This is a genomic window from Methanofollis tationis (genome assembly GCF_013377755.1).
In the GTDB taxonomy this organism is placed as follows: Archaea; Halobacteriota; Methanomicrobia; order Methanomicrobiales; family Methanofollaceae; genus Methanofollis; species Methanofollis tationis.
Map to the genome: position 1 here is coordinate 2,177,682 of NZ_JABXWR010000001.1, position 18,519 is coordinate 2,196,200.

General features: G+C 61.5%; 19 protein-coding genes. 8 read left to right on the forward strand and 11 right to left on the reverse strand.

From position 1 onward, the window contains the following. Positions 1 to 12: 12 nt before the first annotated feature. From HWN36_RS11380 to HWN36_RS11395, 4 genes are read right to left on the reverse strand one after another with little or no spacing between them, the layout of a single operon-like run. Positions 13 to 1,989 carry a DUF2298 domain-containing protein gene (locus HWN36_RS11380; protein WP_176789491.1) on the reverse strand — a complete coding sequence of 659 codons (1,977 nt, stop codon included), beginning with the start codon at positions 1,987 to 1,989 and terminating at the stop codon, positions 13 to 15. Continuing rightward, positions 1,979 to 2,950: a lysylphosphatidylglycerol synthase transmembrane domain-containing protein gene (locus HWN36_RS11385; protein WP_176789492.1), complete on the reverse strand. Its 972-nt coding sequence runs from the start codon at positions 2,948 to 2,950 to the stop codon at positions 1,979 to 1,981. Before HWN36_RS11385 ends, HWN36_RS11380 begins: the two co-directional genes overlap by 11 nt. Then, complete coding sequence (locus HWN36_RS11390; RefSeq protein WP_176789493.1) at positions 2,934 to 3,644, reverse strand: dolichyl-phosphate beta-glucosyltransferase; 711 nt, start codon at positions 3,642 to 3,644, stop codon at positions 2,934 to 2,936. Before HWN36_RS11390 ends, HWN36_RS11385 begins: the two co-directional genes overlap by 17 nt. Beyond that, positions 3,641 to 4,870, reverse strand: coding sequence for an NAD(P)/FAD-dependent oxidoreductase (locus tag HWN36_RS11395; RefSeq protein ID WP_176789494.1), 1,230 nt, complete (start codon positions 4,868 to 4,870; stop codon positions 3,641 to 3,643). The genes HWN36_RS11390 and HWN36_RS11395 overlap by 4 nt, the downstream gene beginning before the upstream one ends. A 131-nt stretch (positions 4,871 to 5,001) precedes the next feature. Here HWN36_RS11395 and HWN36_RS11400 point away from each other — a divergent pair, with 131 nt between their 5' ends. Beyond that, complete coding sequence (locus tag HWN36_RS11400; RefSeq protein WP_176789495.1) at positions 5,002 to 6,180, forward strand: tubulin/FtsZ family protein; 1,179 nt, start codon at positions 5,002 to 5,004, stop codon at positions 6,178 to 6,180. Positions 6,181 to 6,186: 6 nt separating this feature from the next. Beyond that, complete coding sequence (locus HWN36_RS11405; protein ID WP_176789496.1) at positions 6,187 to 7,308, forward strand: HlyD family secretion protein; 1,122 nt, start codon at positions 6,187 to 6,189, stop codon at positions 7,306 to 7,308. A gap of 557 nt (positions 7,309 to 7,865) precedes the next feature. Here the strand turns inward: HWN36_RS11405 and HWN36_RS11410 are convergent. The 3 genes from HWN36_RS11410 to tuf are packed head-to-tail and all read right to left on the reverse strand — an operon-like array spanning position 7,866 to position 11,075. Continuing rightward, complete coding sequence (locus HWN36_RS11410) at positions 7,866 to 9,461, reverse strand: flippase activity-associated protein Agl23 (RefSeq protein ID WP_176789497.1); 1,596 nt, start codon at positions 9,459 to 9,461, stop codon at positions 7,866 to 7,868. A gap of 4 nt (positions 9,462 to 9,465) precedes the next feature. Beyond that, a complete protein-coding gene (gene rpsJ / locus HWN36_RS11415; protein ID WP_176789498.1) occupies positions 9,466 to 9,774 on the reverse strand; it encodes a 30S ribosomal protein S10 in 309 nt (102 codons plus the stop codon). 23 nt (positions 9,775 to 9,797) lie between these two features. Then, entirely contained in the window at positions 9,798 to 11,075 is a 1,278-nt protein-coding gene (tuf, locus tag HWN36_RS11420; protein WP_176789499.1) for a translation elongation factor EF-1 subunit alpha, read from the reverse strand. A gap of 176 nt (positions 11,076 to 11,251) precedes the next feature. Between tuf and HWN36_RS11425 the strand changes: the two genes are divergently transcribed. After that, on the forward strand, positions 11,252 to 11,554 hold the full coding sequence (locus HWN36_RS11425) for a hypothetical protein (RefSeq protein ID WP_176789500.1): 303 nt from the start codon (positions 11,252 to 11,254) through the stop codon (positions 11,552 to 11,554). Here the strand turns inward: HWN36_RS11425 and HWN36_RS11430 are convergent. The 3 genes from HWN36_RS11430 to HWN36_RS11440 are packed head-to-tail and all read right to left on the reverse strand — an operon-like array spanning position 11,538 to position 13,583. Then, positions 11,538 to 12,410, reverse strand: coding sequence for a 4Fe-4S binding protein (locus tag HWN36_RS11430; RefSeq protein WP_176789501.1), 873 nt, complete (start codon positions 12,408 to 12,410; stop codon positions 11,538 to 11,540). The two genes, HWN36_RS11425 and HWN36_RS11430, sit on opposite strands and share 17 nt — an antisense overlap. Positions 12,411 to 12,444: 34 nt before the next feature. After that, positions 12,445 to 13,158, reverse strand: a complete 714-nt coding sequence (gene cobS, locus HWN36_RS11435; RefSeq protein WP_176789502.1) for an adenosylcobinamide-GDP ribazoletransferase — start codon at positions 13,156 to 13,158, stop codon at positions 12,445 to 12,447. Continuing rightward, entirely contained in the window at positions 13,140 to 13,583 is a 444-nt protein-coding gene (locus HWN36_RS11440; protein ID WP_176789503.1) for a phosphatidylglycerophosphatase A, read from the reverse strand. Before HWN36_RS11440 ends, cobS begins: the two co-directional genes overlap by 19 nt. Positions 13,584 to 13,621: 38 nt before the next feature. Between HWN36_RS11440 and cobT the strand changes: the two genes are divergently transcribed. From cobT to HWN36_RS11465, 5 genes are all read left to right on the forward strand, one after another. After that, positions 13,622 to 14,632 carry a nicotinate mononucleotide-dependent phosphoribosyltransferase CobT gene (cobT, locus tag HWN36_RS11445; RefSeq protein WP_176789504.1) on the forward strand — a complete coding sequence of 337 codons (1,011 nt, stop codon included), beginning with the start codon at positions 13,622 to 13,624 and terminating at the stop codon, positions 14,630 to 14,632. Positions 14,633 to 14,669: 37 nt separating this feature from the next. Continuing rightward, a complete protein-coding gene (locus tag HWN36_RS11450; RefSeq protein ID WP_176789505.1) occupies positions 14,670 to 15,224 on the forward strand; it encodes a GMP synthase subunit A in 555 nt (184 codons plus the stop codon). Next, positions 15,212 to 15,754: a YkgJ family cysteine cluster protein gene (locus HWN36_RS11455; RefSeq protein ID WP_176789506.1), complete on the forward strand. Its 543-nt coding sequence runs from the start codon at positions 15,212 to 15,214 to the stop codon at positions 15,752 to 15,754. The genes HWN36_RS11450 and HWN36_RS11455 overlap by 13 nt, the downstream gene beginning before the upstream one ends. Beyond that, the gene (locus tag HWN36_RS11460) at positions 15,747 to 16,949 is read left to right on the forward strand and encodes a TraB/GumN family protein (RefSeq protein ID WP_176789507.1); all 1,203 of its coding nucleotides are present in this window, start codon (positions 15,747 to 15,749) and stop codon (positions 16,947 to 16,949) included. Before HWN36_RS11455 ends, HWN36_RS11460 begins: the two co-directional genes overlap by 8 nt. Before the next feature lie 111 nt (positions 16,950 to 17,060). Next, positions 17,061 to 17,579, forward strand: a complete 519-nt coding sequence (locus HWN36_RS11465; protein WP_176789508.1) for a nitroreductase family protein — start codon at positions 17,061 to 17,063, stop codon at positions 17,577 to 17,579. A gap of 27 nt (positions 17,580 to 17,606) precedes the next feature. Here HWN36_RS11465 and HWN36_RS11470 read toward each other — a convergent pair whose 3' ends face one another. Then, the gene (locus tag HWN36_RS11470; protein ID WP_176789509.1) at positions 17,607 to 18,434 is read right to left on the reverse strand and encodes a helix-turn-helix transcriptional regulator; all 828 of its coding nucleotides are present in this window, start codon (positions 18,432 to 18,434) and stop codon (positions 17,607 to 17,609) included. Positions 18,435 to 18,519 lie beyond the last annotated feature (85 nt).

An 18,519-nucleotide genomic window follows, 5' to 3' on the forward strand; every position in this document is an offset into this window, starting at 1 on the left:
GATAAACCTTCCTCAGGTGCGCTCATAGACCGTAACCCCGGCGGCATTGTACACCGGCATGAGCCCGTCCGCCGGGAGGTTGATCTGGTAGGTCTCCTCTTCGAGGTCGCCGACGTAAAGGATGGTGGCGCCGTATTTTTCCATGAGGGCAAGACACTCTGTAGGGTTCTCGTATATCGCCTGCACGTCCGCTTTACGTTTGGATATCGCGTCCCAATCGCTCCGCCACATCTGTTCGTGGAATGGCTGGCCGAGGACTGTCGGGATGCCGGTGAAGGCCGAGACGCGGCCGGCATGGGTGTAGTCGCCGCCGACCGCCTCGACGAGAATGAGGCTCCCCTCCTCTGCCTGGAGCCACGCAATGGCGGCGGCGTCGCCAGGGTGCTGCGTCTGGAGCCAGGCAAGGCCGTCCAGGGAGCGCGAGGCGTAGCCGAAGTCGAGGTCGATCGCAAGGGGGGCGATTAAGAGGGCAAGAGCGGCGACGGCTGCAAGGGCGTGTTTCCTTTTCCCTGCGACCCGGTCGACCAGACCGGTCCCGGCGATCCGCTCGCCGAGCATCAGCAGCACGCCGGTCCCGAGGAGGATCCAGGCGACCGAGTAGCACTTGAAGACAGAGTTCAGCCGGTAATACACGCCTCCCATGTTGTCCTTCAGGTAGAAGAATTCGCAGATGATGACGATCACGAGGCCGGCGGCGCAGAGGAGGTCGATCGGCGAGAGGCGGCGGCGCGAGAGGATCGCCGCGAGCGGCAGGGCGGCGATCCCTGCGGCGACGTATCCGGCCAGGCCGAGGATCGCCGGCGCACCGAGGAGCCAGGGGCGGGCGAGGACGTCGCGGGCAGAGGCGGCATAGAGCACGGCGAGGAAAAAGCCGTGGACGAGGAGGAACTGGACGGGATCGGTGGGTGCGGTCACAAGGCCTGCCCCTTCGACCCCCGCGCCGGCGAACTGGAGGTAATAGGGGGCGTACAGGGCGATCGAGAGGGGCGGGACGGCGACGAGGAAGAGCGGATCGCCGTGCCGCCGCCAGATCAGGAGCCCTGCAACAACGACAAGGGGGGCGTAGAGGAGGACGTCCCATGAGTTGATCGGTGGTATCGAGCCCAGGCTGACGGCGGTGCAGGCGACAAGACCGATCCTGGCGTTTCGGCCGAGCCCTTCCCACCTTGTCAGGGCATAGCAGAGGAGGAAGATGAGGAGGAACTGGCCGAAGATCCCCAGGACATGCGGGTGCAGGTCGCCCCAGAGGAAGGAGAACATGGTGTACTCGTTGATCGTTCCGTCGATGACGCGGGTGCTGTTCCAGAGGAGGGTCTGCATCGGCGTACCGGAGAGCGCCTCCCACAGGAAGGCCGGGTTTACCAGGGGAAAGATGAGGAGGGGGATCCATGCGGCCTTCGGGACGAGCAGGCGCCCGGTCGCATAGGCCATGACGGCCGCCGCCCCGAGCACGGTGGGGAGACCGAGGTTGAAGACGACGGAGGACGGCACCCCGGCCGTGATCCCGAGCGCTCCAGGCGTCCAGTATCCCATATAGTAATAGATATCGAGGGTTCCCCCGGCAAACCAGGGGTCGAGGGGGGGGACGACCGGTTCGCGCATGATAGAGGCGAGAAAGGCGTGGTCCATGAACTTCTCGGCAAACGAGATCGTCGGGTTGACGAAGCGGAAGAGGAGCATCGAGGTGAAAAAGACGAGGAAGACGGCGTCCCAGTGTGCGAATCGTTTGAACTCCTCGACGGTGTATTCGCGCCGCCAGAGTGCGTATGCCGCCAGGGCGGCAAAGGGCAGGAGGGCGGCCTGCACCGGGAGGTGGAGGAGGGCGAGGTACCAGGATGCGGCCCCGAAGAGGAGGATGGAGAGCGGGTATGCCGCCGGGTAGGCGAACTCCCCGAGCACCGTGGTGAGGCGCGGCCAGAGGGCGCACTGGATCGCCTTGATCAGGACGATCCAGGAGACGACCATGAGGACCTGCGCCTCAGGGCTCACGCAGTTCCTCCCTGGAGAGCCCCTCGTGGAACGAGCGCTTCATCAGGTGTACCGACCAGTCGCCGAAGTAGTAGAGGGATCCGATCCCGCCGACGAGAGTGACCAGGTTCTTGATCAGGTGGTCGACGACGGCGATCACGGTGGCCGTCGCCGGGGCCGTGCCGGCGAGCTCGAAGGTAATGGCGAGGGCGAATTCGTAGGTGCCGACACCGCCCGGGGTGATCGGTACGGCCTTGACCAGATTGCCGATGACGATGGCGAGCACGACGACCATGAAGGGGATGCTCTCGCCGAACATCAGGACCACGACGGCGCAGACCAGGATGTCCGCAAGCCAGATCGCGATCGAGGAGGCCCCGAGCACGAGCAGGGCCCTCGCGTTCAAGGAGGCCGCCCTGATCTCGGCGAGCATGCCGTAGACGATGCCGAGATACCTGTTCTCGGAATGGCGGTCGCCCATCAGGAGGAGGAAAGCGGCGAAGACCGCCCCGCCGACGATCGGGACGGCGATGAGGGGCAGAAACCATTCGGGGGTTTCGATAACGAACGGGAGCGCCACAAGGCCGAGGAGGGCGATCGTCACCACGTCGAAGATCCGCTCGACGACGAGAGAGGAGACGCCCTGCGAGTAGGTCGCCAGGTCCTCGTGCTTGAGGATGAAGATCCTGACCAGGTCGCCGAGGCGGGCCGGGACGATCAGGTTTGCCGTCTGCGAGAGGAGGATGCAGGCTGTGGAGAAGACGAGGGCGATTCTGACGGCGAGGCCGCCCAGAATAGACCGGTACCGCCATCCCCGCATGATCCAGGCGATGGCGCAGACCAGGACGGCGACGGCGAGGTACAGGGGATCGGCATGGACGAGGGTGATCACCAGGTCGTCCCAGACCCGCCAGAGCATGTACGCCAGGATCCCGCAGGCGATCAGGGTCGGAATGACGACGGCGCTAACTTTTCGCCACATGGATCTGCCACCAGAGCCACAGGATCTGCGAGCCCATAGAGAATATGTCCTTGAACCGGACGGTCGTGCCCGGCCCCTGCCGCCAGACCACCGGAAACTCGGCGATCCGGTAGCCCTTCCGCTGCCCGCGCACCAGCGACTCGGTGTCCCAGAACCAGTGCGGGGCCCGGATCTCCGGTATCAGGTCGAGGATACGCTCTCTCCTGAACCCTTTGAACCCGCACTGGTGGTCGTAGAGCCTGCTCCCGAGGATCGTGCGCACCAGGAAGTTGTAGCCGCGGCTGGCGATCTCCCGCCCGCCGCTCCTGACGATGTTGGAGTCGGGCATCAGCCGCGATCCCGTGGCGATATCGGCCCCGTCCCGGATCGCCCCGACGAGTTCGGGCAGGTGGGCGAGATCGGTGGCGAGATCGACGTCGTAATAGCAGACGATCCCGTACCTCGCCGCGGCGATCGCCCTGTTGAGGGCCCGACCCCGGCCGAGCCTCTCGTCGGCGTGGAGGAGGACGACGCGGGGGTCTTTCTCGTGCCACTCCTGCACGTATTCGGCGCTCCCGTCGGTGCTCCCGTCCTCGGCGACGATCACCTCGAAGGTTTCCGTGATCGCTGCGAGGGCGGCGATGGACGCCGGGATCGCCTCTTCAAGGGCGGTGCGGTCGTTGTAGACCGGGAGGATCACCGAGACGCCGTTCATTGCACCGCTCCCGTGATCCGTGCCGCCACCTCCTGTCCGGCGGCAATCGATCCTTCCATCGACCGCTCCGGGTAGTTCGGGCGGGAGAACATCCCGGCAAGGTACAGCCCGTGCTCCTCGTAGGCCGGGATGATGCCGGCGAAGCCGGTGGTATAGACCGGTCCGGCGAAACGCTCCACGGCGAGTTCGCTCCAGTGGACGGCGGTCTTCGGGACGGAGAAGCGCCTGCAGAAGTCAGAGAGCATCGTCTCTTTCAGGTTGGGTGCCGGTTTCTCCCCGAAATACGAGGCGAGGTAGACGACCTCCTCGCCGTAGCGCTCACGCGGCGCAAAATTCGTGTGGGCGACGACGGCGCCGTACGGGGCGGGGTCTTTCATGTTCAACCAGTATATGCCGTTGGTGACGTCCCGGTCGAGCCCGATCGTCATGCAGGCCGCACCCTGGTACGGGATCTCTGCGAACCCCCCCATGCCGCTGAGTCTGCCGATCTCCTGCGGTGGTATGGTGGCGAGGACGGCGTCAAAACGCTGACCGTTCACCTCCCACCCGTCTCCGGTGCGCCTGATCGCCGTGACCGATGTTCCGGTCTCGATGGCGGCGCCTCTCTTCTGCGCCTCCTCTGCCATCCCGTCGACAAGTTCGTGCCACCCGCCCCTCATATAGCCGAGGCGTTCGCCCTCAACTCCCCGGTCTGAGCGGATGGCGATCCTGGAGATGAGCCACGCCGCCGAGACCTCGTCGCGCCGGTCACCGAACTTGCTCCGCAGCAGCGGTTCGAAAAACGAGGCGTACACGCTCTCGCCCAGGTTCTTCCTGATATACTCCGATGCCGGCACCGCGTCCAGCGCTGCAAGGTCCAGCCGTTTCGCCCGCAGGGTCAGCAGCCCGAGGCGGACCTTGTCGGCGAGGGAGAGGTGAGGGTAGCGGAGGATCTCGATCGGGCTGGTCAGCGGGTGGATCGTCCCGTCTACATAGTAGCCGGTCGAGCCGCTGAGCCATTCGAAGCGGTCGGAGAGACCGAGATCCCTGATCAGGGAAAAGAGGCGTTCGTCACCGGCGAAACAGTGGTGGTAGTAGCGTTCGATCCAGTAGTCATCCCGTTTGTAGGAGGCGAGACACCCGCCAAGAAGGGGTCTGCTCTCGAATATTGTGACCCCGGCGGTTTCTGTGAGGGGGAGAGCGGCGGCAAGGCCGGTGAGGCCACCCCCTATGATACAAATATCCATAATCTGCAATAGTGTGTATCATCCAAAGCGCATAAGAAAGTTTTTGAACTCTTATGAGAACTCTACTATTAGCTAGATACCAGCAACGAGCGTTCTTGCATTTATGGTAGCCGACTGGATGGTGTAACTGAATGAGAGTATTTTTCATAGGATTCGGCCAGGCTGGCGGTAAGGTTGTCGACATGTTCATCGAGCAGGACAAAAAGTCCGGGATGAACAGTTTCAGGGGGATCGTTGTCAATACCGCCCGCACCGACCTTATGGGGCTCAAAAACATCGAACTCAAAGATCGCATACTTATCGGCCAGACTGTGGTCAAAGGTCATGGCGTGGGAACCGACAACGTCACCGGCGCCCGGATCGCCGCGGACGAGATCGATTCGATCATCAATTCGATCGATACCCGCGGTACCCATGACGTGGATGCCTTTGTGATTGTGGCAGGTCTCGGTGGCGGGACGGGCTCCGGCGGTTCCCCGGTGCTTGCACGCCACCTGAAGAGGATCTACCGCGAGCCGGTCTATGTGCTCGGTCTCCTTCCCGCCCCCGAGGAGGGACGGCTGTACACCTACAATGCCGCCCGCAGCCTGTCCACCCTTGTCAATGAGGCCGACAACGTATTTGTCTTCGACAATTCGGCCTGGAAGAACGAGGGCGAGAGCGTCAAGACCGCCTACTCCCGGTTAAACGACGAGATCGTCAGGCGTTTCGGCGTCCTTTTCAGGGCAGGCGAGGTCAGCAAGGCCGGCGTCGGCGAGATGGTCGTCGATTCTTCGGAGATCATCAATACCCTCCGCGGCGGCGGCATATCGAGTGTCGGCTATGCCGTCACCGAGGTCGTGAGCGAGAGGACGAAGCAAAAACGCGGTTTTTTCGGTGGTCTGAAAGACTCTTTTTCAAAGAAAGAGAAGGCGGAAGAAGTGCTGATGGGCGAGGACAAGTCTGCAAAGGTGATCGCCCTCGTCCGCCGCGCCATGCTCGGCCGTCTTACGCTTCCCTGCGACTACTCGACTGCAGAGCGTGCGCTCGTCCTCGTCGCCGGCAACCCGAACGAGATGGACCGGAAAGGCGTTGAAAAGGCGAAAAGCTGGGTCGAAGAGAACATCGCAGGAGTTGAGGTCCGCGGCGGCGATTATCCGGTGGACAGCAACTATATTGCGGCCGTGGTCGTGCTTGCGACGATCGCTGAGGCGCCGAGGGTGCGCGAACTCTTTGAAATTGCGAAAGAAACAAAAGAAGATGTCATCAGGTCGAAGGAAAAGCGCGCTTCGATGTTTGACGACCAGGATATCGATCCGTTATTTGAGTGAGGGCATATGAGATCAGCAATCAAGGTACTTATGGGACTGCTCGCCGTCTTCTGTCTGGTCCAGGCAGCATCGGCCGCGGTGAACTACAAACTTTCGACCACCCCCACGGTGAGCCCATCGAGCGGCGACATATCGCCGGGCGAACCTGTGACCGTTCTCGTTACGTTGACGCTCACAGGAACTGAACAGACATTTCCGGATAAAAACCAGCTGGAGTTCTACACAGAACTGAATGATCCTCAGTGGACCCGTGATATCCAGATTGACGGGATCGGCAGCGATAGTCCCCGTACGGTCAAGAACATGCGCATGACCATTCCCGGTTTTGAACTCAGTTATAAGTCAGGCCTCAATCTGGTCGTGAAGGTCACCCTGAAGGGATATGCCCCAACGGTGACGGCGACCTCGAGTAAGACCATTATGAGCATTCAGGAGCTCGACAGCAACGGTGTGGCCGTTGAAGGCAGCACGTACTCGATCAAGCGGACGGTCGTGAACCCGCAGGACGTCCAGGCGAACATCGCCACCGCCCAGACCCGTCTCACCGCCCTGAAGGCGAGTATCGACGAGAAACTCGTTTCAGGCGTCGACACGACGGCGGCGCAGACGAAGTACGACGAGGCGAAGGCGGCGATCAACCGTGCTTCGTCCACGTCAGACTTTGCGGCGGCGAAGGCCGACCTGACGGTCGCCCAGACTGCGATGGACGCTGCTGAAACTGCTCTTGTACAGGCAGAGGCGCAGAAAGAGATCAACGACGCCCAGTCGGCGATCAACCAGATCGACGGGATCATCACCTATTTCGAGGTCAACAGGAGCATGGGAACCGACCAGCGGGTGATGAACCTCAAGACCCAGCGTGACCTTGCCGCCCAGTCCCTCTCCCTGGCCAATGACCAGATGAACGCGAAGAACTATGATGCGGCCCGGATCAAGGGGGCCGATGCGAATCAGAAGGCGCAGTCCACCCTGACCCTTGCCACCCAGGTCCGCGAGGAGATCGGCGAAGGCTTCTCCCTGAATCTCGGCTCGCTCCCGCTCTATATCGGTGCGGGCATTGTGATCGTGCTGATCATCGGCGGCATCATCTATCTGAGAAACAGGAAACGCTGGGATGAATTAGGATAATCTTCACCAGTCCAGTCGGCTTTTCTGGCGGTTTTTTCCGCCATCTCTTTTTTTCAGGTTTTTTTTCGGCTCTTCGCTGTTTCATGTGGGTAATTCCGACATGATCCCCTCCCTGCGGTCAGTCCCCGGCATGCCATGTTCAGGTTCTCTCCACATCCGGGCGTACCGGTCCACGCTTTCCCCTCGCTGCCTGCCGTGGGCGCTGCCCCCGGACCCCCGCATGCGATTGGACCGGGAAGGCACCACCAGGATCCCGACGTGCGTGACCCTTCTCTTTCCCCGTCGCAGGATGCCCATCCCCATGTTTATCCATCAACAGATGCTCTGCCCTCCCTGCCCCCGCACATCCGGGGCAATCCTCGCGCGGGGGCCCGGGGGTAAGAGCCCCCGGGCGGTGTCCACTCCACCCACAGGGATAGTTCCACATCTTCCCGCCGAGAACGTAAGGGCTCCGGAAATCCAGAGCAGACACCCCCGCAACACCTGCCGCCCCACAGACCCGCATCTCCACTCCAGAGGGGCAAATCAAAACCGAAAAAAAGATCCAGGAGGGACCTTCAGGCAGAAGCCCGTTCGGGCACGAAGACGTCGATCTTCATATTGCCCATCTTCCCGTCCCTGAGGAAATAATACTGGAGGATGCGGTCCTTGTTGTCGTACCACGAGAACCAGTAGTTGAGGTTGTAGGTCCGCTTCTCGTAGCCCGGGAGGGAGGGATAACTGTCCTCGTCTGAGGCGATGACCAGATCGTATTTTCCTGCCGCGATGCTCCCCTCGTCGATCTTCTTGCCGAAATAACTCAGGTTCGCCGATCGGTCGCCGCGGTAGTACCACGGCAGCGGCCAGTAGCGGTCGGATGCGATGGCAACGGCGTTCGAACCGTCGATCAGCGCCATCACCTCCCGCATATCCTCGGAGTTCTGGACCTGCATGATCGGCTCGTTCACATCGGCAGGCACATAGGCGACATGCCAGAGGGCAAGGACCAGAAAGATGCTTGAGACGATTGCGATGACGGTCTTCTTCTCTGTCATCGCGTAGACGGCGACAAAGACCATGGGCAGGAGCTGGTGGATCAGGAGCCACGGCACTTTCTCGCCGATATATGCATATGCCGCCATCGAAAGGGCCATCCAGACGATGCAGAAACGGAAAAATTCTTCTTTTTTATCGAAGGATGGCGGGGCCGGCAGAACGCTCCGGATCTGCTGCAGCGAGATCTCGACGATCTCGTGCATGCTGCGGACGGCAGCGCTCGCCGTCTTTCGTCCCGCGATGAGGAACTGGACCGTTCCGGCGATGGCGAGGACGAAGATCGGGAGCTCGTAGAGGAGGAGGAGGAGAACGTAGAAGTAAAACGGCCCGCCAAGCCGTTGCTGCTCGTGCATCTCCCACCAGTGGGCGATGGCGTCCGGGATGAAGGTGAGCACCCGGTCGGGGTGGACGCCGAAGGACGAGTAGAAGATGACGATGATTCCGGCTGCGACCAGGATGCCGAGGGCGAGGTGGCGTTTCCAGTACAGGGGGAGACGGACCTTCCCCGTCCAGAGGAGATAGATGATATAGAGCCCGAAAATTCCGAGCACGATCGGCATGTTCTCCTTGCACGAGAGGCCGAGCCCCGCCGCCGCCGCTGCGATCATGGCATATCTGGCCTGTCCTCTCTCCAGGTACAGGATCAGGGCGAGGAGGAGGACAAAGGTCAGAAACAGAATAAAGATGTCGTTTCTGAGAAACCGCGAGAAATAGACCAGGTTCGGCGAGATAGCAAGGAAGAATGCGGCGACCAGGGCCTGTCTGTTGTCGAGGTAGCCGAGGCGGTAGAGGGGATAGACGAGCGCGACGACGAGGGTGCCGAGGAATGCGGGAACGATCCGGCCGACAAGGTCGGAGTCGCCCAGGAGGGCAAACATTCCGGCCGTTACATAGTAGAGCAGCGGGCCGTGGAATGAGGGGTCATAGACATAGACGCCGGTGGTCAGGAGTTTGTACGAGAACCAGGCGTGGATCGCCTCGTCGTGGTGAAAGAGTTTTAAATCCAGGAATGCGAACCGCAGGACCGCCGCGAGGATAAGGATACAAAAAAAAAGTCTCTCTGTTGAGAGAGATCTTTGGATTCGAATGGCAAATCCGGCGGCCAAACTGCCGCTCACAGCATCAACTCTCCAGCACGATCTCGATGCCGATATCTTTCGGCACCTGAATACGCATCAGCTGTCTGAGAGCACGCTCGTCAGCGTCGATGTCGATGAGCCGCTTGTGCACGCGCATCTGCCAGCGATCCCAGGTTGCGGTCCCCTCGCCGTCAGGGCTTTTTCTGACCGGGACAACAAGCCTCTTTGTCGGGATGGGGATAGGCCCTGCCAGATTGACGCCTGTCCGCTCTGCAATCTCCCGTATCCTGTCACAGACCATCTCGACTTTGTCGTAATCTGTCCCCGAAAGGCGTATTCTGGCTTTTTGCATAGACCTTCACCTCAACAACAAACTTATCTCATCTGCTTTGCCTGGATGTCGATGCACATGCCGGCTGCAATGGTTGCGCCCATATCACGGATCGCGAAGCGACCGAGCTGCGGGATCTCCTTGATCTTCTCAATGACCATCGGGCGGGTCGGGCGGATCTTGACGATCGCCGCATCGCCAGTCTTGAGGAAGGTCGGGTTCTCTTCCTTGACCTGACCGGTGCGCGGATCGAGCTTCTTCACGAGTTCGGTGAAGGTGCAGGCGATCTGGGACGTGTGGCAGTGGAAGACCGGGGTGTAGCCGACGGTGATCGCGCTCGGGTGGTGGAGCACGACGATCTGTGCGGTGAACTCCTCGGCAACGGTCGGCGGAAGCTCAACCGGACCGCAGACATCGCCACGGCGGATATCGTTCTTGCCGACGCCACGGACGTTGAAGCCGACGTTGTCGCCGGGCAGCGCCTCGGGGACTTCCTCGTGGTGCATCTCAATCGACTTGACTTCGCCGTTGACGTTTGCCGGCATGAAGGCGACCTTCATACCCTTCTTCATGACGCCGGTCTCGATACGGCCGACGGGCACGGTGCCGACGCCGGAGATCGAGTAGACGTCCTGGATCGGGAGACGGAACGGCAGGGTCGTCGGCTTCTCGGGCTCCTTCAGGAGGTCGAGGGCCTCGAGGACGGTCGGGCCGGTGTACCATGGGGTTTCCGGCGACTTCTTCGAGATGTTGACGCCCGCGAACGAGGACATCGGGATGAACGGGACTTCGGAGGGCTTGAAGCCGACCATCTTCAGAAGCTGCGAGAGCTGCTCCTTGACCTCGTTGTAGCGCTTCTCGGAGTAGTCGGCGGCGTCCATCTTGTTGATGCCGACGATCAGCTGCGTGATGCCGAGGGTCCTGGAGAGGAAGACGTGCTCCTTCGTCTGTTCCATGACGCCGTCGGGAGCGGCGACAACGAGGAGTGCTGCATCTGCCTGGGAGGCACCGGTGATCATGTTCTTGACGAAGTCACGGTGACCCGGGCAGTCTACGACGGTAAAGTAGTACTTTGCCGTGTCGAACCGCTTGTGGGCGATATCGATGGTGATACCGCGCTCGCGCTCCTCTTTCAGGCTGTCCATGACCCATGCAAACTCGAAGGAACCCTTGCCCTTGGACTCGGCCTCCTTCCTGTAGTTCTCAATGATATGGGGCGGTACAGCTCCTGTCTCGAACATCAGGCGGCCGACGGTGGTCGACTTCCCATGGTCGATGTGCCCGATGACAGCAAGGTTCAGGTGTGGTTTTTCGGTTGCCATTGATAGTCCTCCACTCAAATATGAGACTGCATACACAGTCGGATTGAAGCGAGTATCATATATTGGGCATCGATCTATATAAATCATTTCGATACGCCTCTTCTCTGTGCAATGGAGGGTTTATCGAAGAGTATCGACATGCTCAAATGTCTGATCGTACAAACACTCAGTGACCTATGAAAACACTGGAATTTCATCGCAATACTGAGAAAGACAGGGTCACCGTCGCCTGCGCACAGGGAGAGGTCTCGGTGCACAGCCACTGCGCCTATTGCAAGCACTGTGCCGGCGTGCGGGTGGGAAAAAGGGTGCTCCCCTCTCCCCAGCAGCAGGCAATGAAAGGCGCACGCGGCGGGGCCGGGATTGACGAGAGTCTCCTCAACGCCGCCATGATGTTCAACTCCCTTGTGCGGGACGGGGATTCAATCGAGTGCTCGGACGATGCGGGCATCGGTTTTGCCTCTATGTACCGGCGCTGAACTCTTCCCTGATCTTTTTTCTGAAGGCTTCGAAGTCGATCTCGTCGAGCTGGTCGGCGAGGTGCCGCCCGCTCCATGCGGTTCTGTAGATCCAGTAGACGATCCGGTCGATGACTTCCACCACGTCTTCTTCTCTCTCGACAGTCACGAGTTCCCGTCCCTGTGCCGGATGGCGCCCCCGCCTCCCGCCGACGGTGATCAGGTAGTGGCGGTGCTCGGACTTCAGCAGGTTGAAGGGGCAGGACTGGACGCAGATGCCGCACTGGACGCACCGCTCAGGGATCAGTTCGGAGATCCCGTTCTTAATGGTGATCGCCTTTTCCCTGCAGTACTCGGCACAGGTGCCGCAGCCGGTGCACATGCCCTGGATCCGTACAGGACGGATGCGGCCGATGACCCCGATCTCGTTGAGAATCGGGCTTGTACAGGCGTTCGGGCAGCCCGATATCGATATCCTCACCCGTATGGGGGTCTCTTTGCCGAAGACCCGCTCATCGATCTTTTTTGCCAGTGTGAAGGTTTCGATATTGGCGTACTTGCACTGCGCCGTTCCGGGGCAGGCGATGATATTGACCACCTCCTCGTGTTCCGAACCGAGCGGCGTGCCGTTCGCTTCGAGATCCTGAACGATCTCCTCAAGCCTGGATGGATCGACGTGCGGAATCTCCATCGTCTGGCGGGTAGTAAGATGCACCTCCTCGCAGCCGTATTTTTTTGCTATCTCCACAATGCCGGTCATCTTTTCGACCGGAAGAATCCCTGCCGGCAGGCGGAGACGAATGGCACAGAAATCCGGATCGATTTCGGTGATCACACCGCCGCGCGTATGAATGGGCCTTCCATGCATCATCACCATACACTACGGCTGGATGATAAAAAGGTGTATGCGCCTAGAGGACGAGAGCGATGATGACGGCGGCCCTGACGATCTCGTTTGACGCCCCGGCCACGTCCCCGTTCACCCCGCCAAAGAGATGGCGGGCGGTTCCCAGCAGGATGAGGACGACGATGCCGGTGGCAGCAATCGCTTTTCCCAGAGCGAACGGCGATATGAGCAGAAGGAGCGGAAGGACGGGCAGCAGTGCGAGCAGGATAAAATGCGGCCGGGAAAAACCGTGGAGATAGGCGTGGATCCCGTCGTGGAACGGCGCGCCAAGCGCGGTGATCCCTGCCATGGCAAGTTTTGCGCAGACCTCTGCGGTCAGGACGGCGAGGGCGACGCTCCACACCTCCCCGAGGCCGACGACTGCAAGCATCGTTATGAGGATGCCGCCGGCGACCCCCCCGGCACCGATCTGGCGGTCGGTCAGGGCCGCAATCCGTTTTTCCCTGCTCCCATGGGCCATCAGTCCGTCCCCGAGGTCGAGGAGGCCGTCGAAGTGGTTTCCTCCGGAGACGATGATCGCGGCGGCGACGGCTGCGGCGGCAGCAATGCCGGGGTGGCCGGAAAGGAGGAGGGCGACGGCTGCCGCGACGCCGCCGGTGACCCACCCGGCCAGCGGGTAGAGCCAGGTGTGCCTGGCGAAGGCGTCGAAATCTGCCGGCCGTCCAAGGGGGAGGACGGTGCAGAACTGCAACAGCGCTCTTACAGGTTCGAGAAACATTCCGAGTACAGCCTCGATGTATTCCCTGCGATCAGTCCGGCGACGGCGTCGTCCAGGAAGGGCCCGAGTTCGCCCAGGATGCCGGGTTTTTTCTGGTCGTACCTGGTGAACTCGAAACGGGCGTAGATCCCGCCGATAATCTCGGCGATCGCCATGCCGATGATCTCGTCTGAGAGGAGAAAGACCGGGTCGTCGGCGATCTCCGAGTTCTTCCTGCGGTCATAGAGTTCTTCTTCGAGGAGAACGGCGCCGAGGAGGAGTGACGAGATGTTCGGGTCCAGGTACGAGGCGGCGATCCGCTCCCGCAGCCGTTCCCGCGCCGCCTCGGGGCTCATGCCGTGGGGCACATACAGGGCCATCCCGGCCTCGACGATGGCGTCGGTCGTGATCCCTTTTTTTTCGAGCCGCTCCTCGATCTCAAACATAAGGAAATTTTTTGGGTCTATCCTCTATATACATTGATATGGCATTTCTCTCCGACAATCCCTCGTTCGACTTCAAGCGGCCGCTCTTTGCGGCCGTCCTCGGAAACACCGCCCTCTCGATGGTCCCGGGCATCTCCGGGGCCGGATCTACCCCCGCACGTACGGTCTTCACCCCGATCCTGGACGCCGAACTGATCACGAAGGGGGCGATCCACTCGATGGGCTATAAGCCCAACACCCCGACGAACTGCCCGACGCCGGCGGTGATCACCCGCTCGATGACGACCCTCTGCGGGATCGATCCGGTCTTCATCAACGCCGGGATGTACAACCGCCCGACCGTCCCCTGCCTGGACGTCTATGGCGAACCCGGCGCCGACCCCCGCGAGACCGATGCGGTGCCGAAGGCGCGGGCGCTCTTTGCCGCCGGCGAAGGGGTCGGCCGTCACCTCTCGCGGTGCGCTGATCTGCTGGTGCTCGCGGAGTGCGTCCCCGGCGGGACGACGACGGCCCTCTGCGTGCTGCGCGCCCTCGGCTACGACGCCCGGGTCTCGAGCAGTTTCGTGAACAACCCGGTTGCGCTGAAGGAGGAGGTCTGCCGGGCGGTGCAGGGCCGCGTGGATGATGCCGGGATCACCGATCCCCTCGACGTGGTGCGTATCGGCGGCGATCCGATGATGCCGGTCGCCGCCGGGATTGTAAGCGCCTTTTCCGGTGAGGTGGTGCTGGCGGGCGGCACCCAGATGCTCGCCGTCGATGCCATCTTAAAGGGGCTGGGGAAAGAGATGGCCCCGCTCGTCACCACGGCGTACGTGCGCGCTGACCCCTCGGCGAACTTCGAGGCGGTGGCGGCCGCGGTCGGGGCGCGGGCCTATTATGTGGACCCGGGCTTCGGCACCATCGGCGATGCCGGGCTTGCGCGCTACTGCGAGGGCGAGGTGAAGGAAGGGATGGGTGCTGGCGGCGCCATGTTCCTTGCCCGCCTCATGGGCCGCAGCGAGGAGGAGATCAGGTCGGCGATCCTCTCGACGGTACTCTCGTTCCGCTGACAAAGGCTATTACCCTGACACTACCATACTTTTTTTAATGCTTCCCATTTTTGTCGTGAACAACCATGGGCAATTCAACCACCTTATCCACCGCAAACTCCGGGATATGGAGATCGAGGTGAAGATGGTCCCGAACACCACCCCCCCGTCAGAGGTTGCGGACGGGTGCCGCGGGATCATCCTGGGGGGCGGGCCGTCCCTTGAGCGCGCCGGCAACTGCGCCGAATACCTTGACCTCGGGCTGCCGGTGCTCGGCATCTGCCTTGGCCTCCATATCATCGCCACGGCGCGGGGCGGCGCGGTCGGGCCGGGATCGCACGGCGGTTACGGCGGAGTCTGTGTTCGGATCGCACAGGAGAGCGAGATCCTTGCCGGTTACCCGGAACAGATCCGGGTCTGGGCTTCGCATGCCGACGAGGTGAAGGCGGTGCCGGCCGGTTTCTCGGTCTATGCCGTCTCCGAGATCTGCCCGGTCGAGGCGATGGGGCGCCCGGAAGAGCGGCTGTACGGGGTGCAGTGGCATCCCGAAGTGAGCCATACCGAGAACGGCGACCTCGTCTTCCGCAACTTCGAGAGGATATGCGGACTCTAGACGCTCTCGCTGACGAGATCATGGCGACCGGTTTTCGTTGCACCGGGTGCGGCGCCTGCTGCAGCGAGGTATCGCCGGGCTCGAATCTCGTCATGGTTACCCCGGCCGAGGCGAGGGCTGTGGCCGATGCGGCCGGGCGTACCTTCGACGGCGTTGCCGAACCCTATCCTGATTTTATCGAGGGGGAAGACGGGGCCAGGTACACCTTTGACTGGTCTCTCAGGCGGGAGGGAGGCCGCTGTCTCTTCCTCCGGGAGGGGCGGTGCACCGTTTACGGAGCGCGCCCCTGGATCTGCCGCACCTATCCCTTCATGCTCGACGGCGACCGTCTGGCCGTTTTCGAGTGCCCCGGGCTCGGCGGCGAGATGAGCCGGGAAGAGGCCCGCCTGCTCGCCGCTCTCCTCATCGGGCGACAGGAGGCCGAAGAGGCCGAAGAAGAGGGGATCAGGAAGGTGCTGGCGTCGACGGCCGTGCCGGCCGGGATCTGTGCCGTCGTCGATTCCGAGGGGGTCTGGCCGGTCCATGGGTGAGATCAGACTTGTCGGGACGGCGCATGTCTCAGAAAAGAGCGTTGCCGAGGTCAGGGCGGCAATCGAGGAGTTTCAGCCCGGCATCGTCGGCGTCGAACTCGATCCCGGACGCTACAACGCCCTCAGGCACGAACAGGCCCCACCGAAGGTCGAAGACGTCCTGAAGACCGGCAACTTCTCGCAACTCCTGTTTCAGTGGACCCTTGCCTATCTCCAGCGAAAGATCGGCATGGACGTCGGCGTCGAACCCGGCGCCGAGATGGTGGCGGCGATCGAGGAGGTCGAGGGGCGCGGCCTGCCCCTGGCCCTGATCGACCGGGATATCAGGATCACCCTTGCCCGTTTCTGGGAGGGGATGAGCCTCTGGGAGAAGGCGAAGATGGTCTATGCACTTGCCCTCTCGGTGGGCGGTGTCGAGGGCGATGAGATCGACATCGACGCCCTCACCAGGCAGGACGTCGTCTCGGCGGCCCTCGACGAGTTCAGGAAGTTCTCGCCGAACGGGGCGCGGGCACTCATCGACGAGCGGGATGCCTATCTTGCCCGCCGTATCCTCGACCTCTCCGGCCGCTACGACCGGGTGATGGCAGTGATCGGCGCCGGCCATGTCAGGGGCGTCGAACGCTATCTCAGTTCCCCTGAACTCCTCCCGCCCGAGGCCGACCTCGTCGCCCGGCCCAGAAGTTATCCCTGGAGTACGATCGTCGGCGGCGCCTTTATCGCCCTGTTTGCGTTCCTCATCATATCCCTGGCGTTTTCCGGGGTCGGCTTTGAGGTGCTCGGCTGGGCGATCCTGTACTGGGTGCTGATCAACGGCGTGCTTGCGGGGATCTTCACCCTTGCGGCGGGCGGCCACCCTCTCTCGGCGGCGACGGCCTTTGCGGTGGCATGGCTCACCTCTCTCAACCCCCTGATGGCGGCCGGATGGTTTGCGGCCGCCGTGGAGGCGAAGGTCAGAAAGCCCTCGGCTTCGGACTTCCAGCGGATCATGGATGCAGAAGACTTCTCCCAGATGCGGAAGGTGCCGATCTTTCGGGTCGTGCTGGTGGCGGCGCTTGCGAATGTGGGTTCGACCCTGGGGACGATCGCGTACTTCGCCTTCATCTCGCCGATCCTCGGGATCGATCCGACGGTGATCATTCCAATGGGCTTCTCGAACTTTATCGGATGGCTTGGCGGTCTTTTTTCATTCTGATCTCTTTTTTCGGGCTTATTTTTCATCGTATGGACGCCGGAACCCCGGGCCGGGGGATGTCGTTTCCCATCCTTCGCAACTATTATCCTCTTTCCCTTCCCAGAGAGGAGCATGCATATTGGTCCGAATCTTGGGCTTACCATCATCAGGACGCGCCACTCGATCAGGAGCTACAAAGAGGATCCGATCGATGAGAAGATTGTCAGGAACGCACTCGACTGCGCCCACCTCGCCCCGTCGGCAAGGAACGAGCAGCCGTGGCTTTTCGGTGTCGTCACGAAGAAGGAGACGCTCTCCCGGATCGCCGCTCTCGCCGATCACGGACGGTTCATCGCCGGCGCACCGATCTGCTTTGCGGTCTTCGGGAAAAGAGACGCAAAATATTATCTTGAAGACTGCTCGGCCGCCACGACCCAGCTGATCCTTGGCCTCTGGGCCTACGGCGTCGGCTCCTGCTGGGTTGCCGGGGAGAAGAAAGAGTATGCTGACGCCGTCCGCATGCTCCTCGGCGTCCCTGAGGACTACACCCTCGTCTCCCTGGTGCCGGCAGGCTACCCGAAGGAGGTCACCCTGGCCGCGAAGAAAGACCTTGACGATATCGTTTTTTCAGAGAAATATTCCGGGGCGTGAGATGGGGGCGAACGCCCGTACCCTTTTTTAGAGGCCAGCATCTTTCGGCCGGCAGAATATGAGGGAGAACTCCAGATAGTTGACGCTCATGACATCGAAGTGAGCGTCGAGCTCCCTGAGGAAATCGACCTGCCGCCAGATCTGCATCTCCGGGGAGAGCGTGGCGATCTCTCTCAGGAGAAAACCGCCGATGAGGGAGGCCTCGGCCATCTCCCTGGTGAGCGGCAGGAACGTGACGAGCTGCGCATCCGGGGCGAGGACCCGCGCGATCTCGGGCAGGACCACCCCAAGGTCGGCCCCGGCAAGGGCCGGGGCGATGACCAGATCGAAGGTCTGATCCCTGAAGGGGAGGCGCTCCTGCCTGGTGGCAACGGGAAGAAATCCTTCCTTTGTTGTTCCTTCACTGCTGACGAGCAAGCGCTCAGGGATATCGCCGGTCAGGTCGGCGGTCGCCGCAGCGAAGAGGGCCGCCTGCTCGCCTCTGAAGGGGTCGGTGAGGAGTGCGATCCGCTCGAGCGGGCGTTCGCTCTCGAACTCGGTCACCATCAGATCCTGAAAGGCGGCGGCGATGAAACGGTAATAGTCTTCGATGATCAGCCCGATCCCGCGTTTGCGGGCGTCGAGCAGGGCTTCCCGGCCGGCATCCGTAACAGAGTATACTTTTCTTTCCGGTCCGATCCCGCTCGGTTCCCTGACATAGGAGACAAGCCCCTTTCGTTCGAGGGAATTGATCATTTTGTAGAGATCGCTGTGACTTTTGTGGAGATCGCGCTCTTCGAGGCGGAACTTCAGCCCGTACACATGGGAGGGCGCGGTGTCGAGGGCGGCGAGGATCTCCAGCTCAGGGTCACGCATATACTATGGTGATGCAGGTGAGTAGTAATACCTTCTTAAACGCGTTCAGAAAAACAAGAGTTAATTAGCCGTGGCAGGTCACCTT

Excerpts from the sequence above, each read along its gene's own strand:
- HWN36_RS11395 (WP_176789494.1), bottom strand. The coding sequence starts at position 4,870 with ATGGATATTTGTATCATAGGGGGTGGCCTCACCGGCCTTGCCGCCGCT.
- HWN36_RS11390 (WP_176789493.1), bottom strand. The coding sequence starts at position 3,644 with ATGAACGGCGTCTCGGTGATCCTCCCGGTCTACAACGACCGCACCGCC.
- HWN36_RS11430 (WP_176789501.1), bottom strand. The coding sequence starts at position 12,410 with ATGGTGATGATGCATGGAAGGCCCATTCATACGCGCGGCGGTGTGATC.
- rpsJ (WP_176789498.1), bottom strand. The coding sequence starts at position 9,774 with ATGCAAAAAGCCAGAATACGCCTTTCGGGGACAGATTACGACAAAGTC.
- HWN36_RS11405 (WP_176789496.1), top strand. The coding sequence starts at position 6,187 with ATGAGATCAGCAATCAAGGTACTTATGGGACTGCTCGCCGTCTTCTGT.
- HWN36_RS11440 (WP_176789503.1), bottom strand. The coding sequence starts at position 13,583 with ATGTTTGAGATCGAGGAGCGGCTCGAAAAAAAAGGGATCACGACCGAC.
- HWN36_RS11385 (WP_176789492.1), bottom strand. The coding sequence starts at position 2,950 with ATGTGGCGAAAAGTTAGCGCCGTCGTCATTCCGACCCTGATCGCCTGC.
- cobT (WP_176789504.1), top strand. The coding sequence starts at position 13,622 with ATGGCATTTCTCTCCGACAATCCCTCGTTCGACTTCAAGCGGCCGCTC.
- HWN36_RS11450 (WP_176789505.1), top strand. The coding sequence starts at position 14,670 with ATGCTTCCCATTTTTGTCGTGAACAACCATGGGCAATTCAACCACCTT.
- HWN36_RS11470 (WP_176789509.1), bottom strand. The coding sequence starts at position 18,434 with ATGCGTGACCCTGAGCTGGAGATCCTCGCCGCCCTCGACACCGCGCCC.
- tuf (WP_176789499.1), bottom strand. The coding sequence starts at position 11,075 with ATGGCAACCGAAAAACCACACCTGAACCTTGCTGTCATCGGGCACATC.
- HWN36_RS11400 (WP_176789495.1), top strand. The coding sequence starts at position 5,002 with ATGAGAGTATTTTTCATAGGATTCGGCCAGGCTGGCGGTAAGGTTGTC.
- HWN36_RS11455 (WP_176789506.1), top strand. The coding sequence starts at position 15,212 with ATGCGGACTCTAGACGCTCTCGCTGACGAGATCATGGCGACCGGTTTT.
- cobS (WP_176789502.1), bottom strand. The coding sequence starts at position 13,158 with ATGTTTCTCGAACCTGTAAGAGCGCTGTTGCAGTTCTGCACCGTCCTC.
- HWN36_RS11460 (WP_176789507.1), top strand. The coding sequence starts at position 15,747 with ATGGGTGAGATCAGACTTGTCGGGACGGCGCATGTCTCAGAAAAGAGC.
- HWN36_RS11465 (WP_176789508.1), top strand. The coding sequence starts at position 17,061 with ATGCATATTGGTCCGAATCTTGGGCTTACCATCATCAGGACGCGCCAC.
- HWN36_RS11425 (WP_176789500.1), top strand. The coding sequence starts at position 11,252 with ATGAAAACACTGGAATTTCATCGCAATACTGAGAAAGACAGGGTCACC.